Origin of the sequence: Natrinema hispanicum, from assembly GCF_004217335.1 — an archaeon.
In the GTDB taxonomy this organism is placed as follows: domain Archaea; phylum Halobacteriota; class Halobacteria; order Halobacteriales; family Natrialbaceae; genus Natrinema; species Natrinema hispanicum.
Window position 1 is genome coordinate 554,167 of the sequence record NZ_SHMP01000004.1, and the last position, 23,058, is coordinate 577,224.

A 23,058-nucleotide genomic window follows, 5' to 3' on the forward strand; every position below is an offset into this window, starting at 1 on the left:
AACCAGTATCCGTCGGCGTTTCGGTTACTGCATTTCCGCTCGATACCACTCCATCGCGTCGGGCACGTGTGCCTCGAGCGGCCGATACTCGTATCCTAACTCGTCGTGTGCCTTTCTCGAGGTGTAAAACAACCGTTGGGTCGCGAGGTCGGCCATCTCGCGATCGAAGGGGAACACACGGCGGTCGGCGACGATATCGACGAGTTCGGCAACGGGACCGGCGGCACGGATAGCCGTTGCGGGCACGCGAATCCGTGCTGGTGAGCCGTCGGCCGCGTCAGCGATTCTGTCGACTGCCTGCTCGAAGGTAAGGTTCTCGCCGCCGAGGATGTAGTGCTCGCCGCTGGTGCCGCGTTCGGCAGCCGCCAAGAGTCCGTCGACGACATCCCCGACGCCAACGATACTCAGGCCGCCTGGGAGGTGAGCCGGCATCGTGGGCTCGACGCTCATCGCGAGCAGCTGCGCGGTGAACTCCTCGTCACCCGGCCCGAAGATCGACGTCGGATGGACCGTGACGGCATCACCATCCGCCCGTGCGTAGCGGTCGACCAGTTCCTCGGCTGCGGCCTTCGAGTCCTGATAGGCCCCGATCGGCTCGGCCACGTCCGTCTCGTCGGCGAAGTCGTCGTCACCTTGGGGCCGGCGCGTCCCGGCGGTGCTGGTAAAGACGACTCGTCCGACGTCGCCGTTGCGACAGGCCGCGAGGACACGCTTGGTCCCGTCGCGGTTGACTTCCCAGACTGTCTGGGGACCGGCGCTCCAGAGCCCGATTCCTGCGAGGTGAAAGACGACGTCGGCCCCGTCGACGAGCGACCGTAACGTCTCGTCGTCAGCGAGATCGCCGACGTGCCACTCGACTCCTTCGAGTCCATCCCGATCCGAGGTCGGTCGACTGAGTCCGTGGACCTCCCAGCCCTCGGCGAGCAAGCGATCACAGAGCCGCGAGCCGAGAAAGCCGGTCGCACCCGTAACTGCCGCAGTTCGGGTGTCGGCCGCACTCCGAGAGTCGGTCATCGCGGTCATCGACCACCCTCGAGCTGTGGCGGGACAGCATCGCCGGCGACCGCAGCATAGACGCGGTAGGCAGTCGAGACGGCTGGATGTGGCGAATCCGGTGGCGGCAACTCGCCGTCCGGGATCGTGGCCCGAAGCCGATCGAAGTCGACGTCACCTTCGACTGACACCGGCTCCTCGTCCTCACGGACCGTCTTCAGCGCGTCGTCGGCCTCGAGCGAGCGCCCGAGCAAGGAGCTCGCGACGGCGTCGACGGCCGACGGCGTGCCCGCAAACAGGACGTTCGCCGCGACCGGCTCGCCGCCGTAGGCGGTCGTCGCGTCGACGATGGCGACCGCGGGGTCGACGATGGGTCTCGTTGCGACAGGAACGCGAGCCGGCTTCGCGTCGCAGTCGATCGACGCGGCGAGCGTGCGCATCGCACCGGCGACCGGCCCCGTTGCAGTCGGTCGAAGCGAGGGGACGACCACGACGGTACTCTCGACGAGTCGCTCGGGAACCGAGAGCGCGACCGGTGTCCCATCAACCGAGCAGACCTCGTCGAGTCGCGGTTCCTCCGCCAGATCGACGAGCGTCGCATCGAATCGCTCGAGCAGGCTCGTGTAGCCGAGATAGTCCGCCGTCCGGTCGAACGAGATCCGCTCGTCGCTCGCGCCCGCGACGGCGATCTTCGCGTCCGTCTCGCGCTCGAGATGAGCGACCATCGAGCCGATCACGGCTGGATCGGTGACCATCCCCGAAGAGGGATGAAACGGGTAATGGGCGTCGGGGACGAGCGTGATCCGATCGGCGTCGGCGAGTGCCTCGAGCGAGGGGGCGAGGACCTCTCGTACGGGCGACTCGAGGCGGGCCATCCGGGTGTCGATGTCGGGAATCCAGCCGCCACGGCGGGTGGCCGCGTCGACGGCGACCGCGCGAACCGAGGCCGCGCTCATAGGGTCACCTCCGGCGTCTCGAGACCGTCAGCGTCGGCGTCGCGCTTTCGTGCGGCCAGGTCGTAGGCTTGCTCGGCAAGTGCGAGCGTCCGCCGGCCGTCGGCCCCGTCGACGGGGGGCTCCTCGTCATTGCGAATCGCATTACAGAAGTCCGCCAGCGCGTCGTAGTGTGCTTGCAGATAGAACGTCGGCCCGAAGACGTCCGGCTCGTCGCGCGTGAATCGGCTGGCAACGTTCGAGAGGGCCGATTTGGCCGCGCCAGCGTAGAAGTTCTCGGGCAGGTGATCCTGATTGCTGATCGTGCCGGTGATACCCTCGAGACGCAGCCGGGTATTGACCTCCGGCAGCTGTTCCCACTGGTAGGAGCCACAGTGCAGCGTGACCGTCGTCCCCGTCTCCGGCGCATCCATGAGGACGGTCGCGGCGTCCTCGACGTCGACCTCGAGCGTTCGTCCCATCGACGCATCTCGCACTTCGAGCTCGCCGAACAGCCACTCGAGAACGTCGAAACAGTGGACGCCGAGCTCGAGTAAGGAGCCGCCGCCGGCTGCCTCCCTGTCGAGCGGCCACGACGGTGGTGCGCTCTCGGCTGGGGGCCGACCGAGCGGGCCGTCGTTGAGCCGGGTGATCGAGGCGTAGGGAACGTGGCCGACACGGCCCTCGTCGTAGGCGGTTTTGACACCGGCCATGTCCGGCTGGTAGCGCAGCGTGTGATCGACGCCGACGGCGATCTCTGCCTCGCGAGCGGTCGCAAGCATTTCGTCGGCCTCCTCGGTCGAGCGTGCCAGCGGCTTCTCGACGAAGACGTCGACGCCGGCATCGGCGGCCTGTTCGACGGCATCGGCGTGGAGAAACGGCGGAAGAGCGACGACTGCCGCGTCCAGTTCCTCCGAGGCCAGCAGCGTCGTATAGTCATCGTACGTGCGCGAAACGCCAGCGCGTTCGGCTCGATCGCGGTTCTCGGCGACGGCGTCGGCGGCTGCGACAACCTCGACGCCCGACATTGCAGCTGCCGATTTCAGGTGTACCAGCCCGATGTTCCCGACGCCGAGGATGCCAAGCGACAGTGCGCTCGAGTCCGTCAATCGATTCAGAAGCGTTGGTGCCATCTGCTCGCACACGGGGTGGCAGCGGGCTTTGTTATCGTCGTCGTATCTGCTCGTGGCACTCGTGTAGTGGAATCATTCACTGCAACTGCCGGAGAACACGGGGTAGCGGCCGATCAGACACAACTCGAGATCGGGTCTGTACGGACCGCAATCCGATCGCCTGAGAACGACCGACCCGCGTCAGCTCCGGGTCACCGTCGGTCGGACGTCGGCTTCGGCAGTGATCGCGCCGGTCACGCGGTTGGCGACATCGGCCATCGTCTCGACGGTGAGGTCGGTCTCGGCACGACGCCGTGCGAGATAGGACAGGATCGCCCGCATGCGACGGTCATCACGCTCGTGTGTCAGGTTGTTGGGATGGAGCCACATGTGGAAGATCCCGTCACGTTCGGTCGCCTGGTCGATGCCGTAGCGAGCGAGCGCCACCATCGGATCGTCCCAGACCGATTCGGCAACCGTCCGTGCAGAGCCCTCGAATCCAAAGAGAAACAGCGAGGCAGGAATGTCAACGAGCCCGTATTCATCGATCGTCGGCGTCACCAGCAACGATTTGTTAAGCACCGTCAGGTCGAAGATACACCGGATACCGTACCGGGTCGGTGACCGGCTTCGATAGGCCTGTATCTCCTGTTCAGCGAGCACGTCGCGATGTCCCACCTCGTTGCGCGGATAGATGAACGAGTCGACCGACTGGTTCCAGTCAGCGGCGATCTCGAGGCTGCGCTCGAGTTCGGCCACTGCGAGTTCCCGATCCGTCTCGGGGCGTCCAAAGAGGACATGTGAGAAGGAGTGGCTGGCGAACTCGTGATCGACGTCAGACTCGAGGACGTCCCGGACGAGATCGGGGCCAAAGCGGATCTCTTCCCGATCCTGCCAGTCGGTTCGTTCCCGCTCGAACCAGCCGTCGGGGGCTGGATGATCGGCGTGTCGTCCATCGCAGGACTCGAGCATGAGATGGCCGACGATCGCCCACGTTGCCGGAATCCGATACTCCTCGAGCAAGTCGACCATGGCTGACCACCCTCGACGGCCGGCAGCAACCCGCTTCGCTGGCGGATTCGGGAGATCGTGAAAGCCCCAGCCGAGTTCTGCATCGAGAGAGAGCACTACGCTTCCCACAGCAACCACCCGATTTGAACCGGTGCCATATCCGGGTCCGTCTCCAGTCGGAGGCTTTGTTATGCCCGTCTTTTGCCAGCTGACCGGCGACCCGCACACTGTGCATGCAGATACCATACACACACCGACTCGAGCAGCCCGTGAAGTAGGGAGTAATGCTACCGAACAGGGACACGTCAGTCACCCAGAGTGCCGAGAACAGGGACACGTCAGTTCGCCCGGAGTGCTGAATCATCTCCATAACAAAGCGGATCTCGGTCAACCCAGGGGACAGCAGGCGTCTTTGACGTCTCATACTGTAATCATGAGCGGATCTACAGCCCCCTCCGAGCGAGCGTTCGTGCTCGGACTCGACGGCGTGCCGTGGAGACTCATCGAGCAATGGAGCGACGAGGGTAAACTCCCGAACGTCGCCCGGATGCGCGAGGAGGGCGCATCGGGCACGCTCGAGAGCACTCGTCCGCCGACGACGCCACTCGCGTGGCCGTCGATCGCAACGGGGGTCTGGCCGGACAAACACGGCATCTACGGCTTTCAAAACCTCTCGTCGGAATACAGTCCACGAGATGTATACGAGCCACGATCTCGCACAGCCGGCGCTGTGGGATCTGCTCGGGCCGTCCCACGTCGGGAAACGTCCCGATGACGTATCCGGCCCGCTGAGATCGACGGCACCATGGTCACGGGCATGATGACCCCCTCGACGGATCGAGAGTTCACGCGGCCACCGGATCTGCAAGACGAGATCGAATCCCGGATTCCGGACTACGATATCAGCCTCGACTATCACAAATACGGCGATCGGCTGGATGACTTCGAGGTCGCCGTCGACGAGATGCTCGCGAAACGTCGCGAACTGATGCGCCTCCAGATGGAGCGGGCCGGCGACGACTGGCAGTTGTTTTTCTTCGTCTACACCGCTCCCGACCGGTTCCAGCACCTCATCTGGGACATGGACCGGCTGTTAGAACACTACAAGCAACTCGACGAAATCCTCGGCGAAGTCATGGCGTACACCGACGACCACGACGCCGACCTCTACGTCGTCTCCGATCACGGTTTCGGTCCGATCGATCAGCTCGTCTACGTCAACCGCATTCTCGAGGATGCGGGCTATCTGTTCCGGCGCGAAGACGACGGGACCCGCGGCGCACTCGCGAGCCTCGGGATCTCCCGGGATGCGATCACGAGCGCACTCAGTCGCGTCGGGATCACCGAAAAGACGCTCGTCGAGTCGCTGCCCCGGCAGCTGGTCGACTCGGTGGCTGCACAGATCCCCGGCGATCACGCCCTCTACGACGTCGACTTCGACCGCACCGTCGCGTTCGTCCACGACACCGGGAACTGCTATATCAACGACAGCGACCGCTTCGAAGGCGGCATCGTCTCGCCGAGCGAAGTCCCACGGGTGAAAGCAGATATTAAAGCAGCCCTGGAGTCAGCGACCGACGCCGAGGGCACGCCGTTGCTCGAGGTCTTCGACGGCGACGAGCTGTTCCCGACCGACGAGGACGCCCCCGACCTGGTCGTCTGTGGCAGGGAGACCTACGAGTCACGCAGTACGGTCTCCGACGAGGTACTCGGCGACACCGGCGTCTACGATGCGAGTCACCGTAGCGAGGGGATCGTGTTGTGTCGTGGGCCGTCGATCGACGCTGGCGCGACGCTTCGCGGGGCACGCGTGGTCGATATCGCACCGACCCTGCTACACGGGATCGGCGAACCGGTGCCGAAAAACGCCGACGGCAGAGTGTTGTTCGACGCATTTGCCGCGGAGACGTCACCTGCGACGACGAAAGTCGAGCGCTCGGCCGTCGGACAGGTCGATACCGGTGGAGACGTCGACGAGGACTTCGACGACGTCGAGGACCGGCTGAAGGGCCTCGGCTATATGGAGTAACGGTCTCGCCACAAGAGCGATTCCTGCAGCGAATAATACGAGACGGCGATCGAAACGCTGTCACAGGTGTGCTGACTGGGACCGACCGTTTTTGAAGACAGCACCACCGTCTATCGAGTTGACGACACGGCAGCGTAGCATGCTGCTACTGAATATAGGACGCTGCTATGGCCCATCAAGTGATCGGTATCGAATATAAGCGATTGTATAATTAAGCATCGTCTGGAAGACAGGATTTCGTATACATGCCGAGACGCCACCCCGGTCGAACGCGGCCGACGAGAACCAACTCGTGGTGGCGCTCTCGAGCGTGTACTCTCCCAGCGTGATACCAATGAACGTCTACAAAGCCCTGTTCGGGATCGCAAGCGTCGTGCTCGGCGTTCTCGCCCTACTCGGCTTCGGCGTGTTCTCCTCGCACACCAGCCAAGAGGCAGACGGCCCCGAGACATCCACGACCGTACAGTTCGATCAAACCGATGTGGTGTCGGCTCGCGATTCGTCTCGATCGACGACGCGTCGCGAGTCGGCGAAACGCCACGTTGACCCGATTTTCCGACAGCCGTAGTATCTCTTTATCCTGTCTCGTCCGTCGGCCATCGTCGTTTCGAGCCGCCAGAGTGACAGTGGAAGCTGAAACTCGATTACGCGATTATTTACTAACACCACGTCTGTGTCACTCGAGATACAGTTTACCCAGACTATGATCCAGCTCGCAGGTACACCCCCGGACGAGGTGATCGTTTGATGAACGTTCTGTCGGTCGTGGGTGCACGGCCGCAGTTCGTCAAGGCAGCCGCCGTCTCACAGCAGCTTCGCGGTGCTCACGACGAACTCCTCGTTCACACCGGCCAACACTACGATCCGGAACTCTCCGAGGTGTTCTTCGAGGAACTCGCGTTGCCCGAGCCGGCATTCCACCTCGGCGTCGGCTCCGACTCCCACGCCACTCAGACCGCCGAAATGATGCTCGAGCTAGAACGGATCGTCGACGACGAATCGCCCGACGTCGTCCTCGTCTACGGGGATACCAATTCGACGCTCGCAGCCGCCCTCGTCGCGGCGAAATCGTCGACCCAGCTCGCACACGTCGAAGCTGGCTTGCGCTCGTACGACTGGTCGATGCCCGAAGAGGTCAACCGCCGCCTGACTGATCACTGTTCAGATATCCTCTTCGCCCCGGGCCAGCACGCGAAGGAAACCCTCGCACAGGAGGGGATTTCGGAGAACGTGTTCGTCTCCGGTGACGTCATGTACGATACGCTGGTACAGATCAGCGACCGGCTTCATGGCACCGAGACCGGCCTCGACGTTCCCGACGAATACGTGCTCGCAACCGTCCACCGGGCGAAAAACACGGACGATCGAGACAGACTCGAGTCGATCATCGATGCCTTCTCGCAGTTGCACGTCCCAGTCGTCTTCCCCGCGCACCCGCGGACGGTGACAGCACTCCAGGAGTACGGACTCTGGGAGCGAGCGACCGAAGCGGCTCGCGTTATCGACCCCGTTACCTACGGCCAGTTCATCACGCTCGTCGAGGACGCAGTCTGTGTTGCGACGGACTCCGGCGGCGTCCAAAAGGAGGCGTTCTACCTCGATACGCCGTGTGTCACCCTCCGGGAGACGACCGAATGGATCGAAACGGTCGACGCCGGCTGGAACACCCTCGTCGGCGCAGAGACGAGCGAAATCGTCGACGCGGTTCGCGCTGCCGTCGATCCGCCGGCCAAGCCGGAACTGTACGGCAACGGGAACGCAGCCGCTCGCATCGTCGAACAACTCGAGCGGAGCGTTCGCTGAGATGCGCGACACAACTGATCGTCGGCCGAACGCCGACTCGAGGGTCAGGGAGACGCTTGCTCGCTCGTCTGCACTGCCCGCTTCGATAGCCGAGTTCATCGACGATCTGCCGCGAGCTCAGGGTTCGCTTCCGGACGATGCGACGTTCGCACTCTGTTTGACACACGACGTCGATCGTCCGTACAAGGGGCTCCGATCGTTCTACTACGCGACTCGAGAACGGCCAGCGTATCACCTGCGAACAGCGCTTTCGTCGGCCAACCCCTACTGGCAGTTCGAGGAGATCATGGCCCTCGAGGACGATCTGGATGTTCGCTCGGCGTTTTACTTCCTGAACGAGCAACACCTGCTGGCCGACCGACCCGTCGGCGAGTGGTTCTCACCGGCAAACTGGGTCCAGCATCTCGGCCGATACGACGTGACCGCACCCGAGATCGTCGACGTCATCCACAACCTAGACGACGGCGGCTGGGAAGTCGGCCTGCACGGCTCGTATCACTCCCCGACCGATGTCGAGCGGTTACGCGAGGAAAAGAGCGTGCTCGAGGACGTCCTGGGCGGCCCCGTCACCGGCGGTCGCCAACACTACCTGCAGCTCTCGGTGCCGGAGACGTGGCAGTACCACCGCGCGATCGGCCTCGCGTACGACGCGACGCTTGGCTCGAGTACGGACTGTGGCTTCCACGCTGGGTATCACCCGATTCGTCCCTTCGACGACGACTTTCTCGTCTTTCCACTGACGATCATGGAGCAAGCGCTTCCGGATCCGGCGTCTAACTTCGAGGACGCCTGCGAGACCTGCGAGCGGCTCCTGCAGGAAGCCGCAGAGAACGGCGCTGTTATGACGGTTCTCTGGCATCCGCGGTACTTTAACGAACGCGAATTCCCCGGCTACCGACGTTTGTATCGGTGGCTCATCGAGCGGGCGTCGGAGCTCGGCGCGTGGATCGGATCGCCTCGAGCGCTCTCCGAGGAACTCGAGCGCGACAGGATCGACCACCGCCATCGTTCAAAGGCGAACCGCTCCGATTCGAGCGAACAGCGACCGAACAGCCGACACGTATAATTCGAGACGGAGAAGACAGTCCTCAGCAAGCCGGTTCCTGTTCGATTGTGAGTGTTGTCGCGACCGATATCAGCCATACGAACTCCTGTCAGTCAGTGTCGGTGGGACCGCGACCCGCACTGCGGTCCTGCCGGAGATATCGGGACAGCAGACCGTATCAATCGCCGCCGACACCGATCTGTGGTTTCGATTCGGACCGGCGCGGGGAATCGAACTGGTGGAGGTCCTCGAGAGCCCCGACATCGCCGTGTGCGACCGCAGCATCGACGATGAGTTCGGTGAGATTTACTTTATCCGCAAGGTAGGCGTTTCGTCGTCGCTGCCACGTTTCGTCGACGGTCTCGTCACGAAGCAGCGTCGTCGACAGGTCGAGTACGTCGTCGAACCGAGCCACGTTGTGAATCAGCCCTTCGTCCTCGAGTTCCAGGAAGTTTCCCATATCCGACTCGCCGACGAACGAGTTCGACCGAATCGCCGGCGTTCCAAGCAGTGCGGCTTCGGTGACCATCGTCTGCGTATCGGCGATCAGCAAGCGTCGCTTCGGCGAGTGCATCGTGCATCAGGGCCGGGTGAAGATCGAACGGTCGTGCTGGCAGTCCCTCGAGGTCAACGTTGTCGCCTTCGTCGGAGACGAGAATCGTCGCCTCGTCACTGAGACGCTCGATGAGGTGACGACGCTGTTCGCTCGTGATCCCGTTCTTGCCGACATCGTGTTGTGAGCCGAACGCGTTGAGTCGGAGGATCGCGTACGATTCGTCGTCATCGGAGGCCGAGTTGATCTCGGATTGAGGGGTTTGGTTCGTAGACTTCCGGATGGAGATACGCACATTCTTTGAATCCAGAGAACACGTAGTGATTCTCACCCAGCTCTTTCCGGAACGTCTCGGGCTGTGAGGATGGCATGTGCGAACGGCGTCGAAATCGAGTGATCGAACGACGCCGGTTCGGAATCGATGAGCAAGACCGTCGGTGCTCGGAGTACCGCACCAGTGTGTGCCGCGTAGCCACCCATCCCGAACACGAGATCCGGATCGAACCGTCTGGCATGCCGGATGGCACGCACGTAGTGGATCGGGAGGCGACTCAGCAGCTGAGCTTTTGGACGTATCACAGTAGCCGTAGACCTCGTAGGGAAGGTCGTACCACTCGAGCAACTCGATAGTGCATGTGTAGTCTCGAGCAAGGACGAGTACCTCGTGTCCACGGTCTTGAAGCGTCTGTACGGCGTGTTTGTATAGATGTACGTGTGCCGGCGTGTTCGTGAAAAACAGATATCTCATGTTGAAAGCCACCCTACTCTGAATCGACGATAGACAATTCTCGCTGTTTGTTATCTCGTTCGTACCGACACCTGCCGTCGAACAAGCCGATCGTGCGGAATCACACGTCGACAGCACTAGTCAGTAGCAAAGACATACCCCTCCCTGTCATCGAAACATGGATGCGCGACACGTTCGGCGAGATCGCTTCTGTCAGTCGTGACGAACCTCATCAGCGGATTACAGCGCTCATAACAAGGTCACTTGTGGAACACGATGGAGCAGGATGAACGTCAAGCGTATCGACCTCGAAGAGTGGCGTGATGCACTGCCGGCATCCGGATACGAAGTGTTTCACGAACCGGCTGCGCTCTCCGTGCTCGAAGATCACACGAGTGCGGAGTTGCAGCTGTACGGCGCGTATAAGGGACAGCAGGCAGTCGGGTTGTTGCCGGCGTTTGTCACCGACCGGCCGGTCGGTCGAACGGTTCTCTCTCCCCCGGTTTCGCTGAGCGTTCCACGCCTCGGACCGATACTCAATCCTAATAGCCCGAAACGGCGAAAACGAGAGCGAATCAACCGCGAACTCGCCGAGGCCGTGCTCGACACTGCCGGCGTCGACGGCCGAACGACGCTCTTTCGGATGGACGTGTCCGCTCGAGTATACCGATCCGCGACCGTTCCGCTGGAACGATTTCTCTCTTGAGCCCCGGTTCACGTACGTCGTCGATCTGGAAGAGGACAACCCTCGAGAACGTCATGAACGGATTCAGCAAGAGCCTCCGGCGTGAAATGCGACAGCTCGACGACCTGGATCTCTCGATCGAGACCGAAGGGATCACATCGGCGCTCCGGATTTACGAGGACGTCGCCGAGCAGTATCGCGAATACGACGATCCGGTTCCGAATCTCACGGTCGTTCCTCCGAGACCTCCTTTCGTCGCTTCCCGACGAGCTGTGGCGCGTCTACGTCGCGCGAACGTCTGATGGCCAGTACAAAAGCGGCATTATCACGCTATATAGCCCCGATCTCGCGTACTTCTGGCAGGGCGGCGTCACCGCCTCGTACGACGGTGTGAGCGTCAACAGCCTGCCTTCACCGGACCATCATCGAAGACATCCTTACCGATCCAGGAACTCGACTCGGTGACTGGCTACGATCTCGTCGGTGCGAACACTGAACGGCTCTGTGCGTACAAGGCCAAGTTCAACAGCGATCTCCGCCAGTATTATGTCGTCGAGTCGTCGGGGCTCGAGATGCAACTCGCGAAATCGACGTATCAGAAACTGGCTGGATCACTCGGCAAGAGCTGAGGACGGTCATTGCGGGGGTAGAACGTATCGGTGTGGTGTAACTGCAGACCGCACAGAATCCAGTGGTTATACGCGCTGTCGCGTCGTCGCGCCTCGAGCGTTACTGCTCGCGGGCATCGTACTCGACGTCGACGGTGGCATTGCCACGCAGCTGGAAATCGGCGATGTCGCCGTCGAACCAGTAGGCGTCGACTGAATCGTCAACGCTGCCGCTGACGGATCGACCGTCGATTACGTCACCAGCGTCGATCGACGCGTCCCGGTAGCTGGCAGTAATGGCTTCCCCGTCGACGGTGAACGAGTAGGTCGTCTCGCCATCGGTCTCGGTCCCGTCGATCACCAGCGCGTTGGGTAGTAGTTCCTGGTCGCCGTACTCGTCGGGGTCGATACGGGTCTCGTCGAGGTAGACGTGTGCCGATCCCGTGCGGAACGTGATGTCGGTGAGCGTGCCGGAGAACTCGAACCGCTGGGCGCTGCGTTCGATCGATCCTTCGACCGTGTTCTCGGAGGTGACCGTCGCGTACTGCTCCGCCTCGTCGCCGGCGACGGTGTCGATCGTTCCGTCGACGCTGATCTCGTAGTTCGCGGACGTCCCGTTCCCAACGAGCGTCAGGACGTGCGGACGGTCGTCGCCGTACACCGCCGGATCGACGCGTTGGTCGTTGACATAGATACGTGCCGCGCCGTCGACGGTCAGTTCCTCGAGCTCACCGCTGAACCGGAAGGCGTCACGCCAGCCGGCGAGGGCGCCCGTAACCTGACCGCTGTCAATAGTATCCTCCTCGTCGATCGAGGCGCCCTTGTACGTCGAGCGCTCGGCAGAGCCAGAGACAGTGAACTCGTATCGAGAGGTGCCGTTAGTCCCGACGCCGTCGACAAGCAGCGTGTTCTCGTGTTCCTGGTCCCAGGAGCCGATGCCTTCCACATCGCTCGGGTCAAACTCGACGCCGTTGACGCGCACGGAAATTCCGCTGTCGACAGCGACGGTCGTGACCGCCCCCGAAACGGTGAATCCGTCGGAACCACTGCTACCGAGGTACCCCTCAAGCGTGAACGTGTCCCCGTCAGTTGAGACCGAATCGGCGTACTGATCGTTAGCACCAGTATCGGCGCCGTCACTGGTCTCGGCCCGTCCGTGCCCAGTCAGGCGATACTGTTGGGCACGACTGTCGGACCCGGCCGAGAAGACGATCTCGTTAGCCTCGTCCTCGAGCCAGACGTCTTCGATATTCTTTTCGGTAGTCTGGTCACCGCTGGATGAACCGGACGATCCCGACGAGCTGGTCCCTGCCGCGGCTTCCACCGGTGTCATCGGGACACCCTCGGGAATGCGGTCTTCAGGGGACCCCGCAGAGCTCCCGTAGACGTCGTTGGTGTCGCTCTGAGTCGAGACCGTCCCGAATCGCGTGTCAGTCACCGTGACATCCGCCTGCTTGGATTTGTCCCACGGTCTGGTACCGAGCTTGATGTCACCGCTGTTGTTATCGATCAGATCACAGCCGATCAGTTCCGTGTGGCCGTAGTAGCCCCAGAAGCCGCGGTGGCTGCCGCCGACGGCGACACAGTTCTTACAGAACGATCCGTCGGTCCCGAGTCGGAACCCGGAGATCTGGTTGTCCTTGGCATAGGAGTCGTAGATATGGATTTCGCCGCCATGGCCTGGGTTCGGGTGAAACTCACTGTTCCCCGGAGCGCTGAGATACATCCCGTTGTCGGAGAACCCCTGAACGTTCACGTTCCGAATTTCTAACGTGCCGGCGTGATACCAGTAGGCGTAGAGGCCGGTCGGCTCGGCGTTCGGTGAGAACGAGCCCGCGACGCCGTCGCCGAGGTAGAGATTCTCGATGCGGGCCGATGCGTCGGCGCTCTCCACTGCGACCCGAAACGGGCTCGCTCGCGGTGAGTGATCCCACGCGCCACGAATGCCGACGTTTTGTATGACCCAGTCATCACCGACCGCTTGGATGTCGTATCCAGAACCCTGCGCCGTGATGTCGATCAGGACGTTCTCGAGTCGGTCGCCGTCGCCGAGTCGAACCGAATGGGTGTCGCCAGCGGCGACCGTGATGACTTCGTAGTCGTCTTCGGTCGCAGCTGCCGTTTTCGCGGCAGCGGCGGCGAGCGTTGCGGAGCCGGCCAGTTTCAGGTACGACCGCCGACTCAGTGACGGGCTGTTACGACCACCGTTACAAGTACTCCCAGTACCGGAGGGACCGACTGCTCCGTTCTCGGATTCGCGTGCCATGTATCGGTAAGAGAAACGTAACTATCGTAAGCTCAGTCCTTCAATAGTTCTATAGTTAAATGGGATGAACTACTGCAAATATGTTAGTTAACTATTCCCACACACTCAGCCAATATTTGAATTCATAGATCGGTCTCCGGAGGGCAGATACCCCTCAGCGTCGTAGCGAGTCGGGTAGTGCTCGGCTCCGTCGACAGGAAGCTCTCGGGGCTGATCGACGCCGAGAGACGTTCAGACACCGAGAAGCAGGATTAGCAGCAACTCGCAGGCGGTTCGCTCAGTTGGAACGCGGGATCGTGGCTGCGATATCAGCCGGCATGCCGACCTGGAGGTCGCCGTCGGACTCCAGTTCGTGGAGATGGTCGATCGTCGTTTCGAACGCCGATAGCAGCTCACCCTCCAGTTCGTGGTAGAACAGCGTCGTGACACCGCCCATCGACGCTGCGCGGTCGAGATGGTCGATCGCCGTCTCGGCGGACGGATCGCCGATCCGCGGACAAAGATGCGGATTGGCGATCCGTCCGTAAACACCTCGTCCGCCCCAGAACGCGAGATCGTGGTTCTCGGCGACGATATCGATCGCTGTTGCGTCGAACTCACCAAATGGATAGGCGAAGTACTGGGCACCCTCCTCGAAGCCGTGTTCACGGAGCCACGTAGCGCCGTCTGCGATAACCTGCGCCTGATCGTCGGGCGGAAGGTTCTCTAGGTGTGCATGGGTGTACCCGTGATTCGCCACGGCCCACCCTGCGTCTCGGAGTCGCTTGCACTGCTGCAGCGTCAGACGGTCGGCCGCGCCGATCCGGCCGGGATTAACGAACGTGGTCGCGGAGTACCCGTACTGATCGAGGATCGGGAACGCTTCAGTGTAATCGGTCTCGAAGCCATCATCGAACTGCACACAGACCATCCCGGTATCGGGCCGTGGGACGAAATGGAGGTCGTCGACCCACAGGCGCCGCCGTTCGTCGCCGGCCCAGACAGCGATTCGGATCTCTGTGACAGCGGAGAGGTCAGGGTCGCCGACGATTTTCGTGGCACCGAAGTTATAGCGCATGACCGGCAGGCTACCCTTGAAACCCCGACGGAAATCGACGCGGTCGCTGTCAGCGTCGAGCAACTGGATCGTCGGCACCATCGTGCCCTCAGCGGCTGCGGCCAGTCCAGGGGCGACCGTGGTGCAATCGATAGGGTCGTCGAATTCGCGGGCGATAACGACTCGGTCCGCCGAGTCATCAGCAGTGAGTTTCACGGCCGGTGCATCGGTCGGTCCGGGGCGCTTGCCGGTCTCGAGCGAGCCGGCAAGTACCGACCACGCCGAGAGGTCGGAGAAGTCGTCAAACGTGTCGGGGAGGGTGGGAAATTTGGCGGAATCGGGGGACTTGTCGATCGGCGGCTCTTCCCTGTCACTAGACGGATGGCTCTGTGTGCCATCGTTCGAGGAGTCTCCGGTGGTCAGGGAGCGTCGGTTACCACGGTCGGCACATCCCGCGAGTCCGGTCGTTGCCAGCGCGAGGACGGTTCGTCGGTTCATTCTCATTCTCCGTTTGGAGATGGTATTGAGACCGTATTATTATCCTCAGCGTGAACGAGACGATCCAGTATACTCGCAGTTCGCCGCTCGTTTTCCCGCGAGACGAGTCGCATCACCCGATCGCAGTTGCGAGTAGGCACTGCATAGCCCCCCTCGATCGAATACTGCGGCGAGTTACGGAGCAGTTCGCCTCTCTTCTCGTTACTCGTGAATCCGGTGTCGAGCGCGACAGCGGACGGACGATCGCGAGCGACGGCGGGAGCCACAGGTCGGACCCGATTCGATCGGTGCGGCGGCTACGGATCGCTCTCAGGTCCAGATCGCGGTAGTGCTTGAGAGACCCCACACACGGTATCGAGTCGATCGACATCGCTGTGGCCGTGCTAGGCCGTCAGACAGGCGACGTATAACAATAGCTGCATTTGCGGACGTTACGCGAAACGGGATCGTTCCCCATTCCAAAGAATGATGGACACTGATACTGAGCGAACATTCGTACTGGGTATCGACGGCGTCCCCTGGGACCTATTGCGTGACTGGGGGATGGCCAACGAATTACCGAACGTTCAGCGTCTCCTCGATGAAGGGGCCGCCGGACCGCTGACGAGCACCGTTCCGCCGACGACGCCCTTGGCGTGGCCGTCGATCGCGACCGGAACGTGGGCTGACAAACACGGCATCTATGGCTTCCACGCACTCAGGGGCGATTACACACATCACATGTATACCGGTGCTGATCGCAAGCGGCCGGCACTGTGGGATATCCTTACACCTGCGGTCGCTGCCAACGTCCCGATGACGTATCCGGCCAACGAGATCGACGGTGCGATGGTCAGCGGGATGATAACTCCTGAACTGAATGAGGGATTTGCCTATCCCACCGCGCTCCGCGCGGAAATCGAGCGTGAGATTCCCGACTACCGGATCGGATTGAACTGGAACGAATACACCGACGATCCGGATCGATTCCTCGACGACATGGACGCCCTCCTTGCATCGCGGCGGCAACTGATGCACCAGCTCGCGCGCGGACGTGACTGGCGGCTCTTCTTTTTCGTCTACACGGCACCCGACCGGCTGCAACACCTCATCTGGGACGAAGACGTGCTACTCGATCACTACCGCCAACTCGACGAGATCATCGGCGAGGCAATGACGTACGCGGACGAAAACGATGCAACGCTGTATGTTGTCTCCGACCACGGATTCGGACCGATATCGACGTTTGTCAACCTCAACTCCATCCTGGCCGAGGAGGGATTTCTCGTTCGCAAGGACAACGAGGGCGTGCGCGGCTCGTTCGCAACGCTTGGCGTGACGAAGTCGACAGTACTCGACACACTCGAGCGCGTGGGAATCACGGCCGACTCGCTCGTCAAGCATCTTCCGAAGTCGGTCGTCGATGGTGTTGCCGGACAGATCCCGGGCGAACACGGACTGTACGATGTCAACTTCGATGCCACCGTCGCGTTCGCACACGATCCAAGCCAGATCTACATCAACGATACGGAACGCTTCGAACAGGGGATCGTTTCGCCGTCCGAAGTCGATGCGGTCAAACACGACGTGGCCGCTGCGCTCTCACAGGTCACCGATCCCGAGACAGGAGAGCACGTGCTCGATGTCCACAACTGGTGACGAACTGTTCGCGACGGATCCCGAGGCGCCAGACCTGATCGCTGTCGGTCGCGGTGAATACGAGGAGAAGACAAAAGTCTCCGGCGAAACGTTCACACCGGCAGGCGGCAAGGCAGCGAGCCACCGTTCCGAAGGCGTCTTCTTCGCATGGGGGTCGGACATCGCGGCAGGGACGACGGTCGAAGATGCATCTGTCGTCGACGTTGCACCGACCGTACTCTACGACGCCGGGGAACCGGTCCCCGACGCGGCTGATGGACGAATTCTCGAGGAGATTTTCGCGTCCGATCGTGACACTGACAGCGACGCCGTCGCGACCCGGACGTATGCAACAGCGCCATCCGATGCCGACAACACGGATGTCGACGAGGACTTCGACGGTGTCGAGGATCGATTGCGCGGCCTCGGCTATCTGGAGTAGCGGGACAAAGTTCGTCAAGGACCACTCGGAGCCCACAGTTCATTCGGCAGGGATCTGACCAGCGATCACTCGGCTGTTCCGTGGACGTAGTATAGTGTGAACTCACCGTTGGACTGGACCCGATTGACACCGCCCTGAGACGAAATCGAAGAGAGTTGTGAGCGTGTGTATCGTAACTCATGATACGCACGCACCTCTCGTTGCCAGTCTGACTCGGTCACGGTGAGGTATCTGTCACCGGAGTACTGCCGTGGGATGCCATCAGTAATTTCGTCGCCAGTTACGCCACTGTATTGTCGTGTTCGATCCAGCTTCCCGGACATTGCATCCGCATATCGGTTCGGGCCGGCTCGAATGCCGACGAACGTGACGTCTGCATCTTGATTCTCGAAGGCAGTCTCGTGGCCGGTCATCGACATCTCCGTGACGTGCGGGGAGGCGCTGTAAATGTACGGTGACGGAAACACGGCGATCAACGAGAGCAGCAAGACGAGCCCGAATCCGGCGGTAACAATGCTATGGAGCGATCCGCTCGGACGCGCTCGTGTGAAGGCGCTCATTCCGTACGCGATCGCAACGGCCCCCAGGACGGTGATAAACAGCATCATAAACCCGAAGACACGGAAGTACATTCCGGAGTACGACCCGAAAAAGTACAGCGCAAAGAGCCCAGCGAGCCCAACCAGCCCGGCGATGAAGTACGGGATGACACCGTGTGTCTTCCGCATCACCGTCCCGTCGGACTCCCTGAGTGTCCACAAGACGAGTAGTCCGACAAGAGCCATGAACACCAGACTCGAGCCGAAAAGTTTCAGGAACAGCTCGGCGACGCTGGCACCGAGTTCGTTGAGCGATGCGCTCTGTGATTGGGCGGACGCCGCTGCCGTTGTATCCCCGACGAAATACCGAACAGCGCTCGAGACGGCGTATCTGACTGCACCTGTGAAATAATCGTGTGTCGTGGTCCAGATCAAAAAGGCGCCTGCCAGTATGAGCGTCTGTCCGTAGATCGGTCGATGATCCGCAATCGGATGTGTTGTTCGATACCGACGGTAGAGTAACTGGAGGGCACAGATACCGAGACACACGACGAGGAAGTGCGCTGCGAGCTGTGGATGATAAAAGACCAGCGCAACCGACGTTACTGCAAAGAGTGTACCAACCGCGGACAAGGCGCGCCGCGATGAGGGGCAAAAAATGACTCGTAACAGGAGATAGAGGACGACCGATGAGAACAGGATTGCCTGTGACATCGCGTGGGGAATGATGTACGTGCTGAGGTTCGTGACCGGCAACAGGAGAAACGCCGAAAACGCGCCGATGGCCGTGCTGTATCGGCTCTCGAAGATCGCTGCCGTCGAGAGTGCCACGAAGGTACAGAACAGACACGCCAACAGGACGACCACGAGCAACGCCGCTTGCGTGAGGTCGATCCCGACTGTCGACTCGAGGAGGATTGTAACCGTGTGTAAGGCGGGATACTTTAGCTCGGTCGGCGAGAGCACTCCCGACTGGATACTGCGCATCCAACCGAGATGGGTGAGTGCGTCGCCAGCACCGTAAAAACGGTATCCCCGAAGCACCGGGAGTCCGACGAACGCCATCGCCGCACCGCCGCCGAGTCCAAGCGCGAGCCGGCGATACCAGTCAGTCGTCGCCTCGAGAGAAACGAGCAGGGAAATCAACAACACACACCCAAACAGCGCCCAGAACGAGAGGGGTGTGCCCGTATACAACGAGAGTTCGTACCCGGTTGCTGGGGCCGAGTGCGCCGTCAGAACAGCGCCGGTGAGAGCGAGAAATCCGGTCGAGAGGAGGGCACTTTCTCCCATCGTCGAACGCGAGCGCGCATGTGACATTAGTGGCCCATCCGGAGGACCATACCTTGTTATGACGCGTGTGACCGACAGTAGCAGCTCTGTATACAAAACCGCGGTCAGGATCTACAAGCGAGCTGGCGGGAATTGCTGCTGTCAATCACTATCCGACAGCAGTGACGAGTCGGTTCGACGACCGGTCACAGACGCATCATAACAAAGCATCCGACTCCGGAACGTCCGAGCAAAGAGACATCGTCGGGCATGAATGTTCTCAATCTGACATCGAAATCGAACTCGCCACCGTTCGAACTGCAGATACAGGCCCTCGAGGAACGCGGCATCGACTGCACGACGGTTTCGGTACCGGGGATGGTGACGGCGGAATCGGGCCGATCCGTCCTCGATTACGTGCGATTCTATCCGACGGTGCTGACTGAATCACTCGGGTCGTATGATCTCGTTCACGCGAACTACGGACTGACAGCGCCGTTTGCACTGGCGCAACCGCGATTGCCCGTCGTGCTCTCGCTTTGGGGGACGGATCTCGACGGTGAACTCGGCTGGGTGAGCAAACGCTGTGCGCCCTACTGTGATGCCACAATCGTCATGTCAGAACAGATGAAACGCGAGCTGGGACAGGACTGTCACGTGATTCCACATGGAGTCGATTTCGATATCTTCGAGCCGATGTCGCAGTCGGATGCGATCGATCGACTCGGCTGGGATCCGGACGCGAACCATGTGCTCTTTCCGTACAAAAAAGAGCGTACAGTGAAAAACTATCCGCGAGCGGCACGAATCGTCGACGCGGTTCGTGACGACGTTTCGGAACCCGTCCATCTCCAGACGGCTCGTGAAGTACCACACGCCGAAATGTCGACCTATATGAACGCTGCTGATTGCCTGCTGTTGACCTCCGACCGTGAGGGATCGCCGAACGTGGTCAAAGAGGCACTGGCGTGTAACCTGCCGGTCGTTTCCGTCGATGTCGGCGATGTCCGTGAACGACTCGAGGGTGTGACACCCTCGAGCGTCTGTCGAACAGACGCGGAGCTTCGACGTGCGCTGGCTACTATTCTTACCAGCGAGCCTCGGTCGAATGGGCGTGAGCAGGCCGAGAAAATCAATATGGAGTGGATGGCTGCACGGATTCACGACGTGTATCGTGACGTCGTCGATCACTAAGCGGATGTCGACGGTGTCCTGTAAATAATTGGCAAGTGATCGCGTTGACGGTGTGAGAAACGAGCGTCGAGAGTGGTCTTGGCTTTTGCCCGATCGGAGAACGGCGACGACGGACTACAGGCGACGATAGACCACGAGCGTTCCGAGAAGCGCGGCCACTGCTACGGCGGTCACACCGAAGCCGGGCAATCCATCACCGTTACCGACGGTAACATCCTTCGTTTCGTCTGCTGCTCCGATCGTATATGTGCCTGCTTCGTCGAACGTGGTCGTCGTCGACAGCGATACGGTCTCGCCGGGTTCGAGGGACACTTCCTTTTCGTCAACGGTCTCACCGTCGACAGTAAACGGCACGGTAACGTTCTCGGTGACGCCGCCGTCGTTTTTGACCGTCGCTTCGATTGTCGCGGACTCGCCTGGCGACACGGTCTCGTCCATACTCAGTTCGGTCACGGTATGGGAGTTGCAGCTACCTGACTGGATCACGACCGGTTTGTCCATGTCGAGCGAGATTCGCTCGTGACCGGTCTGGGTCGCAGAGACTGCTTCCCACTCGCTGATCCGGCCGTCGGCCGACTGTACGGTGGCGGCATCGCCGTTGAACCGTGGGCTAATCTCGATCAAGAAGTCGTCGTCCAGTCCACCATTGAACGCAGCACCGTCACTTCGGCCCTCAGACCAGAGCCACGTGATGCGACTCGAGGTGTCACGGTGATCGAACTCGTCGTCGGCTCCGTCGTAGTTATCATCCTCGATGACCCACTCACCCTCTTCGGGCAGGTTGGTAAACGTCATCGTCACTGCGCCACCGCCGGAGTCACCGCGATTCCGATCGTGGAGCAACACGAGACTGAGACCGTCACCGCCTTCGTACAAGAAGAGCGAACTCGTATCGTCCTCTTGGAGATGAGTCGTTCCGTGAGAGCTGTAGGAGTACGAACTCGGAGACGTATTCGGGGTCCGGTAGTCGTAGAACTCCTCGACGGTCAGATGCCCGTTACCGAGCGGTTCGATGGTCGTACACTGGTCTCCCTGAGAGATCGTATACGTGTTTGGTCCGGACTGTGCTGTGGCCATGCCGGCCACTGCAGCCACGCCGAACGTCGAACTGACTACGAGGGAGGCCACGACTGCAAACACCGTGAGCGACGAGTACGTTGCAGGGTTCATGATACTGGATCGTTGTGACATTATTCGCCTCAGCCATGCCGATGCAGTTCATCCCAATTGTTATGTCATCATTTCCCAGGGAGTGAAGTGATAGTCACGAGATATGGATGATGAAGGCAGCGAGCGGTCTGCGAACGTGTTTTAATTCCCTATTTCCAGTGCCGTTTTCGGTTCCAATACTGGTGGGCAGATCGAATCGATTCGACGCTCAAACGTGGATATCCGGTCGCCACTTGCCGTGAGCAATCGTCTCGAGCGAATTACGAGTCGGAAGGAAAGAAGAAGATCACGGCTCGAACAATGGAGCGATCGAGGTGGCGTCGACTCATACGGTCTGCGACCACTGTTTCCCGGCGCACCCGCGCCGCAACCGTCATGCGGGTGTGCCGGAACTGACTTGGGAGGAGTCCGTCTCACTGGCGATAGCGGACGAGCAGGACACCGGCCAGCACTGCCAGCGAGACAGCAACGACGCCGAATCCAACCATCTCGTCGCCGCTTCCGTTGACGGACATCGTCATGGGTCGGTCACCTGCCGCGACGGTGTGCGTCCCCGCATCGTCGAACGTCGTCGTCGTCGACAGGGTCGTGGTCTCACCAGGCTCGAGTGTCACATCCCGTTCGTCGATGATTTCGCCATCGACGGTGATCGGAACCGCCGTTGTCACCGTTCGCTGGCCGGCGTTCTCGACGGTCGCCGTGATAGCAATGGACTCACCAGTCGTCACCGTGTCGTCGATCTCGAGTTCGGTGACCGAAAGCGAGGGACAGCCGTCAGAACGGATCTCGATCGGTTCGGTCATGTCCAGTGAGGTCCGTTCGTAGCCGTTCTCGGTCGCCGACAGCACCTGCCAGTCGGTAATAGTGCCCTCGTATAGCCGGAAATCGGCTGCGTCGTTAAACGCGGGATCGATCGTGAGTTCGACGTCGTCATCGAGGCCACCGCGGAAGACAGCTCCGTCGTTTCGCCCATCGGTATACACCCACGTGATGCGACTCGAGGTGCTATCGTGTGTGAATTCGTCATCACGTCCCTCATAGCCATCGTCCTCGATAACCCATTCGCCGGCGTCGGGCAGCCCAGCGAACTGCATCGTTACCGCACCGCCGGCGGTATCGCCAGCGTGCTGGTCGTGCAGCAAAACGAGACTGATGCCATCACGTCCCTCGTACAGGAAAAGCGAACTCGTATCGTCTTCCTGAAGGTGTGTCGTGCCGTACGAGCTGTAGTTGTACGAACGAGGCTCGGTATTCGGCGTTCGATAGTCGTAAAACGCCTCAACAGATTGTGAGCCGTTACCAAGCGGATCGATAGTGACACACTCGTCCCCCTGAACGACTGCATACTGGCCGTCAGATTGTGATGGCACAGATTGGGCAGTGACGATGCCAGCCCCAATTATCGTTCCAAAGACGATCACAACGTTCATGATAACGAGCAAGCACGTACTGCGTGCGGGAATATTGTTACTTATCCTCATGATCTTGGTTGTATTCTCTATCGAAGTGTCTGCTACTCGAGTCAG

General features: G+C 60.8%; 13 protein-coding genes and 4 pseudogenes. 7 read left to right on the plus strand and 10 right to left on the minus strand.

All coding sequences use genetic code 11. The features are described 5' to 3' along the window. Nucleotides 1–24 precede the first annotated feature (24 nt). The 4 genes from BDK88_RS09735 to BDK88_RS09750 form a co-directional block, all read right to left on the minus strand. Nucleotides 25–1,023, minus strand: a complete 999-nt coding sequence (locus BDK88_RS09735; protein WP_207225266.1) for an NAD-dependent epimerase/dehydratase family protein — start codon at nucleotides 1,021–1,023, stop codon at nucleotides 25–27. After that, nucleotides 1,020–1,949: a DUF362 domain-containing protein gene (locus BDK88_RS09740; RefSeq protein WP_130500257.1), complete on the minus strand. Its 930-nt coding sequence runs from the start codon at nucleotides 1,947–1,949 to the stop codon at nucleotides 1,020–1,022. The genes BDK88_RS09735 and BDK88_RS09740 overlap by 4 nt, the downstream gene beginning before the upstream one ends. Further along, nucleotides 1,946–3,058 (minus strand): Gfo/Idh/MocA family protein, encoded by a 1,113-nt coding sequence (locus tag BDK88_RS09745; protein WP_130500258.1) that lies wholly within the window; start codon nucleotides 3,056–3,058, stop codon nucleotides 1,946–1,948. Before BDK88_RS09745 ends, BDK88_RS09740 begins: the two co-directional genes overlap by 4 nt. A 180-nt stretch (nucleotides 3,059–3,238) precedes the next feature. Further along, nucleotides 3,239–4,177, minus strand: coding sequence for a polysaccharide deacetylase family protein (locus BDK88_RS09750; protein ID WP_130500259.1), 939 nt, complete (start codon nucleotides 4,175–4,177; stop codon nucleotides 3,239–3,241). A gap of 304 nt (nucleotides 4,178–4,481) precedes the next feature. Here BDK88_RS09750 and BDK88_RS09755 point away from each other — a divergent pair. The 4 genes and pseudogenes from BDK88_RS09755 (at nucleotide 4,482) to BDK88_RS09770 (ending at nucleotide 8,946) form a co-directional block, all read left to right on the plus strand. Further along, nucleotides 4,482–6,077: pseudogene (locus BDK88_RS09755) on the plus strand (alkaline phosphatase family protein). 334 nt (nucleotides 6,078–6,411) lie between these two features. Beyond that, complete coding sequence (locus tag BDK88_RS09760) at nucleotides 6,412–6,645, plus strand: hypothetical protein (RefSeq protein ID WP_130500260.1); 234 nt, start codon at nucleotides 6,412–6,414, stop codon at nucleotides 6,643–6,645. 179 nt (nucleotides 6,646–6,824) lie between these two features. Then, nucleotides 6,825–7,880, plus strand: a complete 1,056-nt coding sequence (gene wecB / locus BDK88_RS09765) for a non-hydrolyzing UDP-N-acetylglucosamine 2-epimerase (protein WP_130500261.1) — start codon at nucleotides 6,825–6,827, stop codon at nucleotides 7,878–7,880. Between the two features lies 1 nt (nucleotide 7,881). Beyond that, nucleotides 7,882–8,946, plus strand: coding sequence for a polysaccharide deacetylase family protein (locus BDK88_RS09770; RefSeq protein WP_242611637.1), 1,065 nt, complete (start codon nucleotides 7,882–7,884; stop codon nucleotides 8,944–8,946). Nucleotides 8,947–9,103: 157 nt separating this feature from the next. On the opposite strand, the pseudogene BDK88_RS09775 reads toward BDK88_RS09770, so the two are convergent. Beyond that, nucleotides 9,104–10,226 (minus strand): annotated as a pseudogene (locus BDK88_RS09775) (DUF354 domain-containing protein). 265 nt (nucleotides 10,227–10,491) lie between these two features. Here BDK88_RS09775 and BDK88_RS09780 point away from each other — a divergent pair. Next, a pseudogene (locus BDK88_RS09780) lies at nucleotides 10,492–11,519 on the plus strand (GNAT family N-acetyltransferase). A gap of 100 nt (nucleotides 11,520–11,619) precedes the next feature. Here BDK88_RS09780 and BDK88_RS09785 read toward each other — a convergent pair. Both BDK88_RS09785 and BDK88_RS09790 read right to left on the minus strand, forming a co-directional pair. Then, complete coding sequence (locus tag BDK88_RS09785; RefSeq protein ID WP_130500262.1) at nucleotides 11,620–13,764, minus strand: right-handed parallel beta-helix repeat-containing protein; 2,145 nt, start codon at nucleotides 13,762–13,764, stop codon at nucleotides 11,620–11,622. Between the two features lie 277 nt (nucleotides 13,765–14,041). Further along, on the minus strand, nucleotides 14,042–15,298 hold the full coding sequence (locus BDK88_RS09790) for a polysaccharide deacetylase family protein (protein WP_130500263.1): 1,257 nt from the start codon (nucleotides 15,296–15,298) through the stop codon (nucleotides 14,042–14,044). A 465-nt stretch (nucleotides 15,299–15,763) separates the two neighbouring features. Between BDK88_RS09790 and BDK88_RS09795 the strand changes: the two are divergent. Then, a pseudogene (locus BDK88_RS09795) lies at nucleotides 15,764–17,357 on the plus strand (alkaline phosphatase family protein). A 65-nt stretch (nucleotides 17,358–17,422) separates the two neighbouring features. On the opposite strand, the gene BDK88_RS09800 reads toward BDK88_RS09795, so the two are convergent. Beyond that, entirely contained in the window at nucleotides 17,423–19,189 is a 1,767-nt protein-coding gene (locus BDK88_RS09800) for a hypothetical protein (RefSeq protein ID WP_242611638.1), read from the minus strand. A gap of 249 nt (nucleotides 19,190–19,438) precedes the next feature. Here BDK88_RS09800 and BDK88_RS09805 point away from each other — a divergent pair, with 249 nt between their 5' ends. Beyond that, entirely contained in the window at nucleotides 19,439–20,362 is a 924-nt protein-coding gene (locus BDK88_RS09805; protein ID WP_130500265.1) for a glycosyltransferase, read from the plus strand. Between the two features lie 114 nt (nucleotides 20,363–20,476). On the opposite strand, the gene BDK88_RS09810 is transcribed toward BDK88_RS09805, so the two are convergent. After that, a complete protein-coding gene (locus tag BDK88_RS09810) occupies nucleotides 20,477–21,553 on the minus strand; it encodes a CARDB domain-containing protein (RefSeq protein WP_130500266.1) in 1,077 nt (358 codons plus the stop codon). 392 nt (nucleotides 21,554–21,945) lie between these two features. After that, entirely contained in the window at nucleotides 21,946–22,962 is a 1,017-nt protein-coding gene (locus BDK88_RS09815) for a CARDB domain-containing protein (protein ID WP_165396939.1), read from the minus strand. Nucleotides 22,963–23,058 lie beyond the last annotated feature (96 nt).